General features: G+C 73.3%; 17 protein-coding genes. 14 read left to right on the top strand and 3 right to left on the bottom strand.

Annotated elements, in window-relative coordinates; translation table 11 throughout:
• The first annotated feature begins 35 nt into the window (after positions 1-35).
• From dapE to IEZ24_RS02070, 5 genes are read left to right on the top strand one after another with little or no spacing between them, the layout of a single operon-like run.
• Positions 36-1,094 (top strand): succinyl-diaminopimelate desuccinylase, encoded by a 1,059-nt coding sequence (dapE, locus tag IEZ24_RS02050; RefSeq protein WP_129456934.1) that lies wholly within the window; start codon positions 36-38, stop codon positions 1,092-1,094.
• Entirely contained in the window at positions 1,091-1,846 is a 756-nt protein-coding gene (locus IEZ24_RS02055; RefSeq protein ID WP_129456943.1) for an LOG family protein, read from the top strand. Before dapE ends, IEZ24_RS02055 begins: the two co-directional genes overlap by 4 nt.
• On the top strand, positions 1,843-2,166 hold the full coding sequence (locus IEZ24_RS02060) for a DivIVA domain-containing protein (protein WP_224744660.1): 324 nt from the start codon (positions 1,843-1,845) through the stop codon (positions 2,164-2,166). The genes IEZ24_RS02055 and IEZ24_RS02060 overlap by 4 nt, the downstream gene beginning before the upstream one ends.
• 16 nt (positions 2,167-2,182) lie before the next feature.
• Positions 2,183-2,605, top strand: a complete 423-nt coding sequence (locus IEZ24_RS02065) for a hypothetical protein (RefSeq protein WP_129456933.1) — start codon at positions 2,183-2,185, stop codon at positions 2,603-2,605.
• The gene (locus IEZ24_RS02070) at positions 2,605-3,357 is read left to right on the top strand and encodes a M14 family zinc carboxypeptidase (RefSeq protein ID WP_129456932.1); all 753 of its coding nucleotides are present in this window, start codon (positions 2,605-2,607) and stop codon (positions 3,355-3,357) included. Before IEZ24_RS02065 ends, IEZ24_RS02070 begins: the two co-directional genes overlap by 1 nt.
• Positions 3,358-3,366: 9 nt before the next feature.
• On the opposite strand, the gene IEZ24_RS02075 is transcribed toward IEZ24_RS02070, so the two are convergent.
• Positions 3,367-4,188: an enoyl-CoA hydratase/isomerase family protein gene (locus tag IEZ24_RS02075; protein WP_129456931.1), complete on the bottom strand. Its 822-nt coding sequence runs from the start codon at positions 4,186-4,188 to the stop codon at positions 3,367-3,369.
• Between the two features lie 179 nt (positions 4,189-4,367).
• Here IEZ24_RS02075 and IEZ24_RS02080 point away from each other — a divergent pair, with 179 nt between their 5' ends.
• The 3 genes from IEZ24_RS02080 to IEZ24_RS02090 are packed head-to-tail and all read left to right on the top strand — an operon-like array spanning position 4,368 to position 6,447.
• Positions 4,368-4,535: a DUF3117 domain-containing protein gene (locus IEZ24_RS02080; RefSeq protein WP_129456930.1), complete on the top strand. Its 168-nt coding sequence runs from the start codon at positions 4,368-4,370 to the stop codon at positions 4,533-4,535.
• Between the two features lie 2 nt (positions 4,536-4,537).
• Positions 4,538-6,085, top strand: coding sequence for a leucyl aminopeptidase family protein (locus IEZ24_RS02085; RefSeq protein ID WP_242498614.1), 1,548 nt, complete (start codon positions 4,538-4,540; stop codon positions 6,083-6,085).
• Complete coding sequence (locus IEZ24_RS02090; protein WP_129456928.1) at positions 6,085-6,447, top strand: hypothetical protein; 363 nt, start codon at positions 6,085-6,087, stop codon at positions 6,445-6,447. The genes IEZ24_RS02085 and IEZ24_RS02090 overlap by 1 nt, the downstream gene beginning before the upstream one ends.
• On the opposite strand, the gene IEZ24_RS02095 is transcribed toward IEZ24_RS02090, so the two are convergent.
• A complete protein-coding gene (locus IEZ24_RS02095; RefSeq protein ID WP_242498613.1) occupies positions 6,444-7,103 on the bottom strand; it encodes an O-methyltransferase in 660 nt (219 codons plus the stop codon). The genes IEZ24_RS02090 and IEZ24_RS02095 overlap by 4 nt on opposite strands.
• A gap of 203 nt (positions 7,104-7,306) precedes the next feature.
• Between IEZ24_RS02095 and sigE the strand changes: the two genes are divergently transcribed.
• Genes sigE through IEZ24_RS02110 form a run of 3 tightly spaced genes read left to right on the top strand, consistent with a single transcriptional unit; the run spans position 7,307 to position 10,067 of the window.
• Positions 7,307-7,906, top strand: coding sequence for an RNA polymerase sigma factor SigE (gene sigE, locus IEZ24_RS02100; protein ID WP_242498612.1), 600 nt, complete (start codon positions 7,307-7,309; stop codon positions 7,904-7,906).
• Positions 7,906-8,448 (top strand): anti-sigma factor family protein, encoded by a 543-nt coding sequence (locus IEZ24_RS02105; RefSeq protein ID WP_165356209.1) that lies wholly within the window; start codon positions 7,906-7,908, stop codon positions 8,446-8,448. The genes sigE and IEZ24_RS02105 overlap by 1 nt, the downstream gene beginning before the upstream one ends.
• Positions 8,445-10,067: a trypsin-like peptidase domain-containing protein gene (locus IEZ24_RS02110; protein WP_165356208.1), complete on the top strand. Its 1,623-nt coding sequence runs from the start codon at positions 8,445-8,447 to the stop codon at positions 10,065-10,067. The genes IEZ24_RS02105 and IEZ24_RS02110 overlap by 4 nt, the downstream gene beginning before the upstream one ends.
• 26 nt (positions 10,068-10,093) lie before the next feature.
• On the opposite strand, the gene IEZ24_RS02115 is transcribed toward IEZ24_RS02110, so the two are convergent.
• Positions 10,094-10,354, bottom strand: coding sequence for a helix-turn-helix domain-containing protein (locus IEZ24_RS02115; RefSeq protein WP_129456925.1), 261 nt, complete (start codon positions 10,352-10,354; stop codon positions 10,094-10,096).
• A 98-nt stretch (positions 10,355-10,452) separates the two neighbouring features.
• Here IEZ24_RS02115 and IEZ24_RS02120 point away from each other — a divergent pair, with 98 nt between their 5' ends.
• The 3 genes from IEZ24_RS02120 to IEZ24_RS02130 are packed head-to-tail and all read left to right on the top strand — an operon-like array spanning position 10,453 to position 13,360.
• A complete protein-coding gene (locus tag IEZ24_RS02120; RefSeq protein WP_129456924.1) occupies positions 10,453-11,181 on the top strand; it encodes a CpaB family protein in 729 nt (242 codons plus the stop codon).
• Between the two features lie 5 nt (positions 11,182-11,186).
• Complete coding sequence (locus tag IEZ24_RS02125) at positions 11,187-12,437, top strand: AAA family ATPase (protein ID WP_129456923.1); 1,251 nt, start codon at positions 11,187-11,189, stop codon at positions 12,435-12,437.
• A 59-nt stretch (positions 12,438-12,496) separates the two neighbouring features.
• Positions 12,497-13,360: a calcium-binding protein gene (locus tag IEZ24_RS02130; RefSeq protein ID WP_129456922.1), complete on the top strand. Its 864-nt coding sequence runs from the start codon at positions 12,497-12,499 to the stop codon at positions 13,358-13,360.
• The last annotated feature ends 16 nt before the right edge of the window (positions 13,361-13,376 follow it).

Below are 13,376 nucleotides of genomic sequence, written 5' to 3' on the forward strand. Positions count from 1 at the left end.
GAGGTGACTGGCCGACGGGCTGGTTGGATGGGGCCATGACCCACCTCGACCTGTCCGCGGACGTCGTCACGCTGACCCAGCAGCTCGTCGACATCTTCTCCGTCAGCCACGAGGAGCAGGAGATCGCCGACGCCGTCGAGACGGCGCTGTCCGCGCTGCCCCACCTCACCGTCACCCGCCGGGGCCACACCCTCGTCGCGCGTACGGACCTCGGGCGCGGCGAACGGGTCGTGGTCGCTGGTCACCTCGACACCGTGCCGCTCAACGACAACCTGCCCTCCCGCCTCGAGGACGGCGTCCTGCACGGGCTCGGCAGCTGCGACATGAAGGGCGGCGACGCGGTGATGCTCAAGCTCGCCGCCGACGTGACCGAGCCCAACCGCGACCTCACCTTCGTGTTCTACGAGGCCGAGGAGGTCGACTCGGTCCACAACGGGCTGCGCAAGCTGACCGTCAGCGACCCCGACCTCCTCGAGGCCGACTTCGCGATCCTCATGGAGCCCAGCAACGCCTCGGTCGAGGCCGGCTGCCAGGGCACGATGCGGGTCGACGTACGCACCACGGGCGAGCGCTCGCACAGCGCGCGCAGCTGGAAGGGTGTCAACGCCATCCACCTCGCCGCTCCCGTGCTCGCCCGGCTCAACGACTACGTCGCGCGGCAGCCCGAGATCGACGGCCTGACCTACCACGAGGGCCTCAACGCCACCGGCATCCGCGGCGGAGTCGCCGGCAACGTGATCCCCGACGAGTGCGTCGTCGAGGTCAACTTCCGCTTCGCCCCCGACCGCAGCGAGGCCGATGCCGAGGCGTACGTCCGCGAGTTCTTCGAGGGCTACGACGTGACGGTGACCGACATGGCCGCGGGCGCGATGCCCGGCCTCGACCGGCCCGCCGCCAAGGCCTTCGTCGAGGCCGTCGGCGGCGACGTCGCGCCGAAGTTCGGCTGGACCGACGTCGCGCAGTTCACCAAGCTCGGCATCCCCGCGGTCAACTTCGGCCCCGGCGACCCGATGTTCGCGCACAAGCAGGACGAGCACGTCCCCACCGAGCACATCGAGCGCTGCGAGCGGATCCTCAAGGCGTGGCTGGCATGAAGGATCGCTACAAGGGGCCGGTCCTCGAGCGGCGCGGCCAGGTCGAGCCGGGCACGACCGACCAGCGCCTGCTCGACTCCCGGGGCCCGACGGACTGGGTGCACGAGGACCCGTGGCGTGTCATGCGCATCCAGGCAGAGTTCGTCGAGGGCTTCGGTGCGCTCGCCGAGCTGGGGCCGGCGATCGCGGTCTTCGGCTCTGCCCGCACCCCCGCCGACCACCCGTTCTACGCGATCGGCGAGCAGGCCGGCCGCAAGCTGGCCGAGGCAGGCTTCGCCGTCATCACCGGCGGCGGCCCGGGGGCGATGGAGGCTGCCAACAAGGGCGCCTGCGAGGCCGGGGGAGTGAGTGTCGGGCTCGGCATCGAGCTGCCCTTCGAGTCGGGCCTCAACCAGTGGGTCGACAAGGGCATCAACTTCCGCTACTTCTTCGCCCGCAAGACGATGTTCGTCAAGTACTCGCAGGGGTTCGTGGTGCTTCCCGGGGGCCTGGGAACCTTCGACGAGCTCTTCGAGGCGCTCACCCTCGTGCAGACGCAGAAGGTCACGTCCTTCCCGATCGTGCTCATCGGCACGGACTACTGGCAGGGCCTGATCGACTGGCTGCGCGACACCGTGCTCGCCGAGGGCAAGATCAACGCGGGCGACCTCGACATGCTGGTCGTGACCGACGACGTCGACGAGGCCGTGTCGCTGATGGTCGCCGCGCGCGAGGACCGCTGGCCCGACCCGGCACCGGAGCGTCCCGAATGATGTGGCTCTTCGCCGTGCTCGTCGTCCTCGCCATGGGAGGCGTCGCGATGATCGCGTCCGGGCGCGGGGGTTCGATGCCCCCGGCGTACGACGACCGTCCCGACGTCGTGCTCCCCACCGACCGCCCGATCGGGGCGCAGGACCTGCGGACCGTACGGTTCCCGCTGGCGCTGCGCGGCTACCGGATGTCCGACGTCGACGCCGTGCTCGCCCGGCTGGCCACCGAGCTCGAGGACCGCGCCGAGCGGTCCGACCCGCCGTCCGAGCCGTCCGACCCGGCCGACCCGTCCGGCTCGTCTGGCGAGCCGTCGCGGGACTAGGGCAGACTGCCGCGTCATGTCGTTCCCTGTCGTCGTGTGGATCCTCACGGCCCTGGCCGCCGTGGCGATCGTGCTGACCCGGCTGCGCCTCAGCGGCGACGGCGCGGCCGGCCGGTTCTCGATCAGCCGTCGGCTCCCCCTCACGCACTTCGTGGCCGGGATGATCGCCCTCGTCCTGTGGCTCGGCGTGCTGCTGTTCCCCGAGGACAGCTTCATCGGCGGACCGCTGATCGGGATCGCAGCCGTCGCCTTCTGGTGGCTGACCGCCATCTGCGGGCTGCTGATCCTCGCCCGGTGGTTGCCCGCCAAGGGTCGCCACGTCCCCGAGGTGGCCGGGGACAGCTGGAGCGACGGGCCGGGCCTGTCCCTCCTCGCCCACCTCGGCATGGTCGTCGGCGTGCTCGTCTTCACCTACGCCTACCTCACCGCAGCCGTCTGATGGGGCGCGTCCTCGGCGCGTACGCCGTCGCGCTCGCCCTGCTGGCCGGCAGCTGGACGCCGGCCCCCGCGACCGCGGCCGCACCGCCCGAGAGGCCCGCCGTCGTCGAGGTCCGCACGATCGGCCAGTCGGTCGCGGGACGTCCGATCCGCGCCTGGCGGCTCGGCGAGCCGGGGGAGCGGCGGATCGTGCTGATCTCCACGATGCACGGCGACGAGCCGCACACCCGCCGGATCCTCGAGACCCTCCGCGACGGCCGGGCGATCCGCGGCGTGGACCTCTGGGTGGTGCCGACCTACAACCCCGACGGCCTGGCCCGCGGCACCCGCCACAACGCGCGCGGGGTCGACCTGAACCGCAACTTCCCGCACCGGTGGAAGGACCTCGACGGCAGGTACGAGTCGGGGCCGCGACCCGCCAGCGAGCCCGAGACCCGAGCCGTCATGCGCTTCCTCGAGGAGGTCGACCCGCGGCGGGTGCTCAGCTTCCACCAGCCGCTGCACGGCATCGACACCGACACCAAGGAGCCCGGCTTCGCGCGGCGCCTCGCGCGGGCCCTGCGGCTGCCGCGAACCCGGCTCGACTGCGGCGGGCTGTGCCACGGCACGATGACGATGTGGTTCAACCACCGCTTCGCCGGGTCGGCGCTGACGATCGAGTACGGCCCGCGGCCCCCGCGCCACCGGATGACGGTGCAGGCGCCACGCCAGCTCCTCGGCGTGCTGGGCGCGCACCGCACCCGCGACGACTGACCCCGCTGATCAGCGGCCGGTGAAGACCGGCTTCTCCTTGGCCATGAACGCGTCGACCGCGGCCAGGTGGTCGGCGGTGCCGCCGGTGAGCGCCATCTTGTCGGCCTCGAAGGCCAGCGACTCGTCGAGCGGGTGCGCCGAGGCGTACGCCACGGCCTGCCGGATCGAGCCGAACGCCACGGTCGGCCCGGCCGCCAGGCGGGCGGCGAGGGCGCCGACGGCCTGCGGGAACTCCTCGGCCGTCACCACCTGCGTCGCCAGGCCCAGCTCGAGGGCCTCAGCGGCGTCGATCGTGCGCGGGAAGTAGAGCAGCTCCATCGCCTTGGCCCGGCCCACCAGGCGGGGGAGCGTCCAGCTCGAGCCGGTGTCGCACGAGAGGGCCACCCCGGCGAAGGAGGTGTTGTAGCCCGCCGAGTCGACCAGGATCCGGAAGTCGGCGGCGAAGGCGAGGCTGGCGCCGGCGCCCGCGGCGACACCGTTGACCGCGGCGACGACCGGCTTCGCCATGGTGGCGAGCGCCAGCACGATGGGGTTGTAGTGCACCTCGACGGTCTCCGACAGCGGCACGTCCGCCTCGCCCTTCAGCCCGGCCAGGTGCTCCTTGAGGTCCTGGCCCACGCAGAAGGCCCGACCGCTGCCCGTGAGCACGACGCAGCGCACCGCCGGGTCGTCGGCGACCTGCTGCACCGTGTCGCGCAGCAGCTCCTTGGTCGCCACGTCGAGGCCGTTCATCGCCTCGGGGCGGTTGAGCGTGATCGTCGCGACGGCGTCCTCGACGTGGAGCAGGACGGGGCTGGACTGGGGGCTGGACTCGGCGTGCGGGGAGGTCATGGCGGCAGTCTGCCCGACGAACATCCGGCGTCGGTCCGCCCTGTGGTGCCGATCACGCGGGTCATGGGGGATAATGGAGGTGTACGACGCCGATCGAGGTGGCCAGGCACGACTCCGCCGCCTCGTTTCGCATGTGAAGAGCCACATCCAGTGATGGCTGAACAGGAAGAGGTGCGCCGATGGCCGCCATGAAGCCCCGCACGGGCGACGGACCCCTCGAGGTCACCAAGGAGGGACGCGGCATCGTCATGCGCGTCCCGCTCGAGGGCGGTGGCCGGCTGGTCGTCGAGCTCAACGCCGAGGAGGCCACGGCTCTCGGTGACGCCCTCAAGGGCGTCACCGGCTGATCGTGCCCACCACTCCCGCGCTGCCGACACAGGTCTCTCCCCCCGAGTTCGCCCTCAGCCCCGCACTGCCGCACCAGATCGGCGGCGCGGAGGCGTGGGCGTTCCCCGTCCTCCCCGACGAGGACGGGCCGCTGCTCGGCCCCGGGGCCGACGAGGCGGCAGAGGCTCTCGGGATCGACCTGCTGGCGGCCCTCGAGGCCGCCCGCGCCACCGGTCGCACGGGGGAGGTGACCACGGTCCCCGTGGGCGCGGTCGCCGCGCCCGAAGGTCCCGTCCTGGTGCTCCTCGTCGGTGTCGGCGAGGCGACGCCCACCGACTTCCGCCGCGCCGGCGCATCCCTGGCCCGCGCCACGAAGGACCGGGCCAGCGTCGCCACGACGCTCGCGGCGATCGCCCCCGACGACGGCCTCGCGGAGGTCGTCGTGGGCGCGATGCTCGGCTCGTTCGCCTTCCACTGGCGCTCTGCCGGCCCCAAGGAGCTCCCGGTCGCGCGGGTCGTCCTGGCGGGCGTGAGCGCCGACGGTGCCGACGACGAGCTCGCCCGCGCCCTCGCGCTCGGCGGCGCCGGCTGGCGCTCGCGCGCCCTCGCCACGGTGCCGGCCAACCTCAAGACGCCGGACTGGCTGGCCGAGCAGGCCATCGAGATCGGCGAGGCCGCCGGTCTCGAGGTGCAGGTCTGGGACGCCGCGCAGCTCCAGGCCGAGGGCTTCGGCGGGATCCTCGCCGTGGGCGGCGGATCGGTCAACGAGCCCCGTCTCATCCGGATGGACTACATCCCCCGCGGCGCCACGAGGTCGTCCGCCAAGAAGCTGCCCACCGTCGTGCTCGTCGGCAAGGGCATCACCTTCGACAGCGGCGGTCTCGACATCAAGCCCAGCGAGGGCATGCTGACGATGAAGCGCGACATGAGCGGCGGCGGCGCCGTCATCGCGACGATGGCCGCGCTCCGCGACGTCGACTGCCCGGTCCGCGTGGTCGGGCTGGTGCCGGCCGCGGAGAACGCGATCAGCGGTTCCGCGATGCGCCCCGGCGACGTCATCACCCACTTCGGCGGGCGCACCTCCGAGGTCAACAACACCGACGCCGAGGGCCGTCTGGTGCTCGCCGACGCGATGGCGTACGCCGTCAGCGAGGTCGAGCCGGCCGCGCTCCTCGACATCGCGACCCTCACCGGCGCCATGAAGGTGTCGCTGGGCCAGTGGACCGGCGGCTACTTCGCCAACCACGAGGGCATGGCCGAGCAGGTCGCGGCGGCGGCGGCCGCGTCGGGCGAGAACGCCTGGCGGATGCCGCTGGTGGCCGACTACGAGGAGAAGGTCGCCTCCAAGATCGCCGACGGCGACAACGCCGCGGGTGGCGCGGGCGCGATCACCGCAGCGCTGTTCCTCCAGCACTTCGCCGGCGACGTGCCGTGGGCCCACGTCGACTTCGCCTCGGCGGCCGAGTCCCCGGCCGACCGCTTCGAGTGGACCGCCGGCCCCAGCGGCTGGGGCCCGCGCCTGCTGCTGGCGTGGCTCGGCTCCGACGACCCGCTGGCCGGGATCGCCTGATGCTGGGCCTCACCGTCCGCTGGTCGCTCGCCGACGCCCCCGACGGCGTCGAGCAACGGCTCGCGGCCTACGTCGCCGAGACGTCCCACGCGCGCTTCACCGGCATGTCCGGCCTGCGGTTCAAGACGTGGCGACAGGTGCCGGGGGAGTGGTTCGAGGGCTGCTACGTCTTCGCCAGCAGCGAGGCACGCGAGGAGTTCCAGCGCACCTTCACCGAGGGCGCCGCGGAGTCGCCCGGGTCGCAGATCATCGGCAGCCCGCCGATCCTCGTCGAGGCGTGCGACATCGTCGCGATCGCCGAGGGCTGGGACGGCTTCGTCGCCTCGCCCCGGTTCGCGGACCAGGCGGACGACGGAGGCTAGGCCTCGGGAGCCCACTCCTTCTTGGCGGCCAGCAGGCCGTCGCCGACCGGCAGCAGCACCGGCACGAGTGCCTCGTGCTCGAGGATCGTGCGGCCGAGGTCGCGGATGGTGACGGTCTCCTCGTCGCGCTGCGCGGGGTCGGCGACGCGGTCGTGCCACAGCGCGTTGTCGAAGGCCACGATGCCGCCCGGGCGCAGCAGCCGCAGCGCCTCCTTGAGGTAGGCGGCGTACTCGCGCTTGTCACCGTCGCAGAAGACCAGGTCGTAGTGGCCGTCGGTGAGGCGCGGCAGCACGTCGAGCCCGGCGCCGGCGATCGTACGGGCGCGGTTGCCGGGGATGCCGGCCTCGGTGAAGGTCTCCTTGGCCAGGCGCTGGTGCTCGGCCTCGATGTCGACCGTGGTGAGCACGCCGTCCGCGCGCATGCCGCGCAGCAACCAGAGGCCGGACACACCGGTGCCGGTGCCGATCTCGACCACCGCGCGGGCGTCGAGCACCGAGGCGAGGAAGCGCAGGGCAGCGCCGACGCCGGACCCGACGGGGGCGACGCCCACCTCGTCGGCGCGACTGCGGGCGGCGGCCAGGATGTCGTCCTCGGCCACGAACGACTCGGCGTAGGACCAGCTCGCGGGCTTGATCGGCGGGGTGTGGTTCGGCACGCGGCGACTCTATCGCGCGGCAGACCCCGCAGGTGGCCGGGAACACACGCGGCCCCTCGCTCGTTGGGTGCTGTGATCCGGTCGGGAGTTTCTTGGCCGGAGCGCATGTGGTTCACAGGGAACTCTCAGGCGCGATGCCTAGCGTCAGGAAGGACAGCGAACCGTTGCAGCTGCGGTCGAGGAAGACGAGCCAGGGAGCTCTCGTGGGCGAGCAGGTCAGCACCACCCCCAGTCCCGGAGCGGTGCCGACGTGGGACGAGGTGGTCGAGCAGCACTCCGACCGCGTCTTCCGCCTGGCCTACCGCCTCACCGGCAACCGCCCTGACGCCGAGGACCTCACCCAGGAGGTGTTCGTCCGCGTCTTCCGCTCGCTCGACAGCTACACCCCCGGCACGTTCGAGGGCTGGCTGCACCGCATCACCACCAACCTGTTCCTCGACGGCGCGCGCCGCAAGCAGCGGATCCGGTTCGACCCGCTCTCCGACGAGCGCGCGTCCCGGCTCACGAGCACCTCGCCGGCCCCGGAGCTCGCCGTCGCCGACCAGACCTTCGACGACGACATCGAGACGGCGCTGGCCACCCTTCCGCCCGACTTCCGCGCGGCCGTCGTGCTGTGCGACGTCGAGGGGCTGAGCTACGAGGAGATCGCGGAGATCATGGGCGCCAAGCTCGGCACCGTGCGCTCGCGCATCCACCGCGGTCGCACGATGCTCCGCAAGGCGCTGGCCCACCGCGAGCCCGCGGCCGGTCGCTCGCGCTACTCCGGCCCGATCGCCCCCCAGCCGCGCGGGCAGGTGTCGTGATGTCGCACCTCGGAGCCCGCGTCAGCGCCCTGCTCGACGGCCGCCTCGCGCCGGACGAGGAGGAGCGCTGCTGGAACCACGTCCACTCCTGCCACGCCTGCCGTGACCTCGTGGAGCAGGAGGGTTGGGTCAAGACCCAGCTCGCCCAGCTCTCCTTCGAGGCCGGACAGCCGTCCCGCGACTTCAAGTCCTCCCTGGTCGGACGCTGCTCCTCGCTCCAGCCGTCCTCAGGGCCGGCTCTCGCAGCCGCCCCCTTCGCGACCTCGTCCCACCGCTCGCGGCGCAGCCTCGCCGCCATCGGCGGCGGCGCGGCGAGCGCGTGCGTCGTCGGCGTGCTGGCGCTCGGCGTCGCCGGCACCCCTCGCGTCGAGCCGCGGCCGCCGGTGACCGACCTCACCCGGCCGACGACCCCGGTGAGCCCGGTGAACCCGGTGAGCCCCGTCGTCACCGTCGACGACCGCTCCGCGCGAGGCCCGGTCTCACCCTCCCGGACGCCCCTGGCCGAGCGCCTCGTGGCGATCCGGGAGAAGATCGTCCCGTGAGCGACGAGCACCAGCCCGATCACCAGCCCCGCGACGAGGTTCGAGACCAGGCCGACGACCCGGCCCCGGACCAGCGGCCCGCGGCGGCGATCGACGCGCCGCGCGACGAGGCCCGCGACGAGCCTGCGCTCCAGGAGTCCCTCGAGGAGCCGACCCAGCCGCTCGCCGGCTGGCGGGCCACGCAGTCCGCGGGCGAGGCGGCCGAACCGGCGGACCAGCCCACCGATCAGCCCACCGGTCAGCCCACCGATCAGCCCACCGGTCAGCCCACCGTCCAGCCCGAGGGTCGTGCGTACGGCGCCGGGGGCGACGCGGCGCCGAGCGGCATGCTCTCCGGCCCCCCGCCGCACCCCGCTCCCTTCGGGGGCCCCGGCCGCGAGCAGGCTGCCCCCACGGTGCCGCTGCAGCACCCGAACCAGCAGCCGGGTCAGCACCCGAACCAGCAGCCCGGCCCCGGCTGGTTCGGCCCCGGGCCCTACCCGCCGCGCCCGATGTACGCCCCCCCGCCCGCCCCGACGCGCAAGCTGGCGCTCTGGGTGTGGCCGGCCGTCGCGTGCCTGGCACTCGTGGTGGGCATCCTCGGCGGCCTCGCCGGCGGCGCCCTCCAGGACGAGCTGGCCTCGCAGCGCGGCACCAACGACAACGGCCTGGGCGGCGTACGCACCCGGGCCGCCGCGCCGCTCGACGCGGAGAACGGCTCGGTGGCTGCGGTCGCGCAGGCGCTGCTGCCCAGCACGGTCCAGATCGTCGCCGAGCTCGACGGGCAGGCCGGCGGTGCCACCGGGTCGGGCTTCGTGCTCGACCGCGACGGCCACGTCGTCACCAACAACCACGTCGTGGCCTCGGCGGCCGAGGGCGACGGCCCGATCCTCGTGATCGGCCAGTCCGGTGAGCGCCTCGAGGCCACGGTGGTCGGGCGCAGCCCCGTCTACGACCTCGCGGTGCTGTCGGTCGACGAGGCCGACGGCCTCGAGCCCGCGGCACTGGGGGCGTCCCAGGCGCTCAACGTGGGGGAGTCGGTCGTCGCGTTCGGCGCGCCCCTCGGCCTGAGCCAGACCGTGACCTCCGGCATCGTCAGCGCGCTCAACCGGCCCGTCACCACGTCCGGGGAGTCCGACGACGAGTCGTCCTACATCAACGCCGTCCAGACCGACGCCGCGATCAACCCCGGCAACTCCGGCGGCCCGCTGGTCAACCTCGCCGGTGAGGTGGTGGGCGTGAACTCCGCCATCGCCACCACCGGGGGCGCGACCCGCGAGTCGGGCAACATCGGCGTGGGCTTCGCGATCCCGATCGAGCAGGTCCGCACCACCGTCGACCAGATCCTGCGCACGGGCAAGGCCGAGTACCCCGTGATCGGCGCCCAGGTCCGTACGGGCGGCGAGCCCGACGCGGAGGGAGCGACCATCACCGAGGTCATGCCCGACACCCCCGCAGCCCGGGCCGGGCTGGAGGCCGACGACGTGATCGTGGCGGTCGACGACCAGCCGGTCAGCGACGGCATCGCCCTGATCGTGGCCATCCGTACGCACCTGCCTGGCGAGACCGTGGAGATGTCCGTGGTCCGCGGCGGCGAGGAGCGGATCGTCGAGGTCGAGCTCGACGGCAAGGTCGGATAGTCACCCCGCATCGCCAACTGCACTGACTAGTGGTGTGACGACTCGCCCTCGGCCGGCGCAGCCTCCGCCTCGACGAACGGGTGCTCGTCGACGAAGGCGCGGGTGTCGGCGTACATCCGCTGGATGAACTCCTCGAGCTGCACGCGCTCGACGCGCCACTGGCCGCGGCCGCCGATCTTTATCGCCGGCAGCTCGCCCCGGCGCACCAGCGCGTAAACCTGCGCGCCGGAGGTGTTGAGCACCTCGGCGACGTCGGCGAGCGTCAGGAAGCGGGGGTCGTCTGCCATGGGCCAATCGTGCCACCGACACCCCGCCGCGTCGCCGACCGGCCGGTGCCTGTGGAGACACAGGTGTGAAGTCCCGCGCGAGTGGCAATGATGGCGCCGTGCCTCGGAACGCCTCTCGGAAATCCTCGTGGACCCCTGCCCGCGCCTCCTCCCGCCCGTCCTCCCACCCGTCCGCCCACTCCGGAGACGTCCCGGCAGCGACCCGGGCGAGCGCCCCCGGGTGGCGCGACCCGCGACTCTGGATCGGCATCGTGCTCGTCACGGGGTCGGTCGTGGCCGGGGCGAGGATCCTGTCCGGGGCCGACGACATGACCCCGGTCTGGTCGGCGTCCGGTGACCTGGTCGCGGGGCAGACGTTGACGGCGGGCGACCTCCGCGCCACCCGGGTGCGCTTCGACGAGGGCGCCGACCGCGAGCGCTACCTCGAGGTCGACGACGAGCTCCCGGCCGCGCTCACCCTGACCCGCCCGCTGTCCGCCGGCGAGCTGGTGCCGGCGGCCGCACTGGGGGAGGAGCCTGCCGACGACACCGTCGCGGTGTCGATCGCCGTGGCTGCCGAGCACGTGCCGACCGACCTGGTCCGGGGCTCCCGGGTGGACGTGTGGGTCCTCGCCGACCGCACCCTCGCGCAGCGTCGCGGGCGCAGCGACGCCGAGCTCGTGCTGTCCGACATCGTGGTCCTCGACGCACCGGTGGTGACAGACGCGTTCGCCTCCGCGACGAGCCGACAGCTCGTCCTCGCCGTGCCCGGCGCCGACGAGGAGTCGCTCGGCGCGCTCCTCGCAGCCAGTGGCGACGATCGCGTCCGCGTCGTCGGCAGGGGCTGAACGTCGTGATCTGCGTGCTCCTGCTGGCGGCGGGGGAGCCCTGGGAGTCCCCGGCGCTCGCCGACCTGGAGGCCCACCCCGGGGTCGTCGTGCTCAAGCGCTGCGTCGACGTCGACGACCTGCTCGCGGCCGTGACGAGCGGTCAGGCCGACGTCGCGGTCGTCTCCCTCGACGCCCCGGGGCTCGACGCGGCCAGCGTGTCCCACCTGCGCCGCCACGCCGTACGCCCCGTCGCCGTGACGTCCGCCCGGTCCGACGACCTCGACGTGCGCGAGCACGCCCACCGTCTCGGCATCGCCGCGGTCGTGGGGGCGGGTGAGCTGTCGTCCCTCCCGGGTGCCGTCACCACGGTCGACGACGTCGCCGACACCCGCTCACGCGACGAGCAGCCGCTCGACCTGCCAGGCGGTGGGGACGACGCCGACCCGGTGCACGACGGCCGGGTGGTCGTGGTCTGGGGGCCCGGCGGCGCCCCGGGCCGGACGACCGTCGCCACCAACCTCGCGTGGGAGCTCGCGCGGCGCGAGCATCCCGTCGTGCTGGCCGACCTCGACCCCTACGGCGGGGCCGTCGCCCAGCAACTCGGCGTGCTCGACGAGGTGTCCGGCCTGCTGTCGGCGGCGCGGCTCGCCGCCGCGGGGCAGCTCGACGAGCGGTTCGCCTCGGTGTGCCGCGGCGTGGGCGAGCACCTCGCCGTCGTCACCGGGCTGCCGCGCCCCGACCGGTGGCGCGAGGTGCGTCCCGCGCAGGTCGACCAGCTGCTCGAGGCGGCGCGCGCCCGCGGTCACGTGCTGGTCGACACCGGGTTCAGCCTCGAGGACGACCCCGGCACCGACTTCGGCGCCCGTCCCGGTCGCAACGCGCTCACCCTCGCGGCGATCGAGCAGGCCGACGAGCTCCTCGTCGTGGGATCCGCCGACCCGGTCGGGCTCGCCCGGCTGGCCAGGGGCCTCGTCGACCTGCGCGAGCGCACGACCGGCGTGCCGGTGCGGGTCGTCGTCAACCGCATGCGCTCCTCGATCGGGTGGTCGGAGAAGGAGATCGCCGGCATGGTCGAGGGGTTCAACCGCGTCGCGGGCCTGCACTTCCTGCCGGAGGACCGGGCCGGGCTCGACCGGGCGCTCGTCTCCGGTCGGGCCCTGGCCGACCTGGGCGACTCCTCGCTCGTGCAGAGCCTCTCGGCGCTCGCCGACGCGGTGTTCCCCGCGAGCGTCAGGCCCGCCCCGCAGCGGGCGGGCTGGCGCCGCCGCACTTGAAAGTTCTGGTTTTCGTCAAGATTTCGTTAACGTTGGGGTCCCATTCCTAGGAGACTCCCATGGTGGATCCCATGCGTCCGGCCAGCTCCGCCCTCGTGGCGCTCGCGCTGGCGCTCTCGACGACCGTGTCCCTGACCGCGCTGACGCTCGTACCGGCGCACGCCATGCGCCAGGGGACGACCGGCGACGACGTCATCTCCGGGACCTCGCGCGCCAACCGCATCATGTCGCTGGGTGGCCGCGACCGGGTCACCGGCAAGGGCGGAAACGACACGATCTATGCCGGCAAGGGCAACGACCAGGTCACCGGGGACAACGGCGATGACTGGATCACCATGCAGCCGGGCAACGACTGGGTCTCCGGCGGCAGCGGCAACGACCGGGTCGACGGCGGCCAGGGCGACGACGTGATGTACGGCGGGGACGGCAACGACAAGCTCACCTCCAACGCCGGGAACGACGTCGTCCACGGGGAGGCGGGCGACGACCTGCTCGGCGGCAACGACGGCGACGACCAGCTCTTCGGCGGCGACGGGTCCGACAAGCACATCGGGGGTGCCGGCGCCGACCACATCGACGGCGGTGCCGGTGACGACGGCGCCATCCAGGGCGGGCCCGGCGACGACGTCCTGATCGACGGCCCGGGCAACGACTGGCTGGTGAAGGGCGACGAGGGCAACGACGTCATCTTCCTCGGCCCCGGTGCCGACAAGGTGTTCGCCGAGCAGGGCGACGACACGATCTACGTGCTGCCCGATGGGCAGGAGGACCGGATCCACTGCGATGACCCGAAGCAGGGGGACAGTGGCGTCGACCGCGTTGTCTACGTGGGCTGGCGCGACCCGCTCGACGTCATCGACTACCGCGGGACCTGCGACATGGTGACGGTGACCCAGGAGCTCCCGCCGGGTTGGCCCTACTGACGACCCCCGCCCGGGG

This window comes from Nocardioides ganghwensis, assembly GCF_014779655.1.
GTDB lineage: Bacteria > Actinomycetota > Actinomycetes > Propionibacteriales > Nocardioidaceae > Nocardioides > Nocardioides ganghwensis.

Bases quoted from the DNA above. Each gene is read 5' to 3' on its own strand.
- IEZ24_RS02060 (WP_224744660.1), top strand. From the start codon at position 1,843: ATGATGTGGCTCTTCGCCGTGCTCGTCGTCCTCGCCATGGGAGGCGTC.
- dapE (WP_129456934.1), top strand. From the start codon at position 36: ATGACCCACCTCGACCTGTCCGCGGACGTCGTCACGCTGACCCAGCAG.
- IEZ24_RS02080 (WP_129456930.1), top strand. From the start codon at position 4,368: ATGGCCGCCATGAAGCCCCGCACGGGCGACGGACCCCTCGAGGTCACC.
- IEZ24_RS02055 (WP_129456943.1), top strand. From the start codon at position 1,091: ATGAAGGATCGCTACAAGGGGCCGGTCCTCGAGCGGCGCGGCCAGGTC.
- IEZ24_RS02070 (WP_129456932.1), top strand. From the start codon at position 2,605: ATGGGGCGCGTCCTCGGCGCGTACGCCGTCGCGCTCGCCCTGCTGGCC.
- IEZ24_RS02090 (WP_129456928.1), top strand. From the start codon at position 6,085: ATGCTGGGCCTCACCGTCCGCTGGTCGCTCGCCGACGCCCCCGACGGC.
- IEZ24_RS02105 (WP_165356209.1), top strand. From the start codon at position 7,906: ATGTCGCACCTCGGAGCCCGCGTCAGCGCCCTGCTCGACGGCCGCCTC.
- IEZ24_RS02130 (WP_129456922.1), top strand. From the start codon at position 12,497: ATGGTGGATCCCATGCGTCCGGCCAGCTCCGCCCTCGTGGCGCTCGCG.
- IEZ24_RS02075 (WP_129456931.1), bottom strand. From the start codon at position 4,188: ATGACCTCCCCGCACGCCGAGTCCAGCCCCCAGTCCAGCCCCGTCCTG.
- IEZ24_RS02115 (WP_129456925.1), bottom strand. From the start codon at position 10,354: ATGGCAGACGACCCCCGCTTCCTGACGCTCGCCGACGTCGCCGAGGTG.
- IEZ24_RS02065 (WP_129456933.1), top strand. From the start codon at position 2,183: ATGTCGTTCCCTGTCGTCGTGTGGATCCTCACGGCCCTGGCCGCCGTG.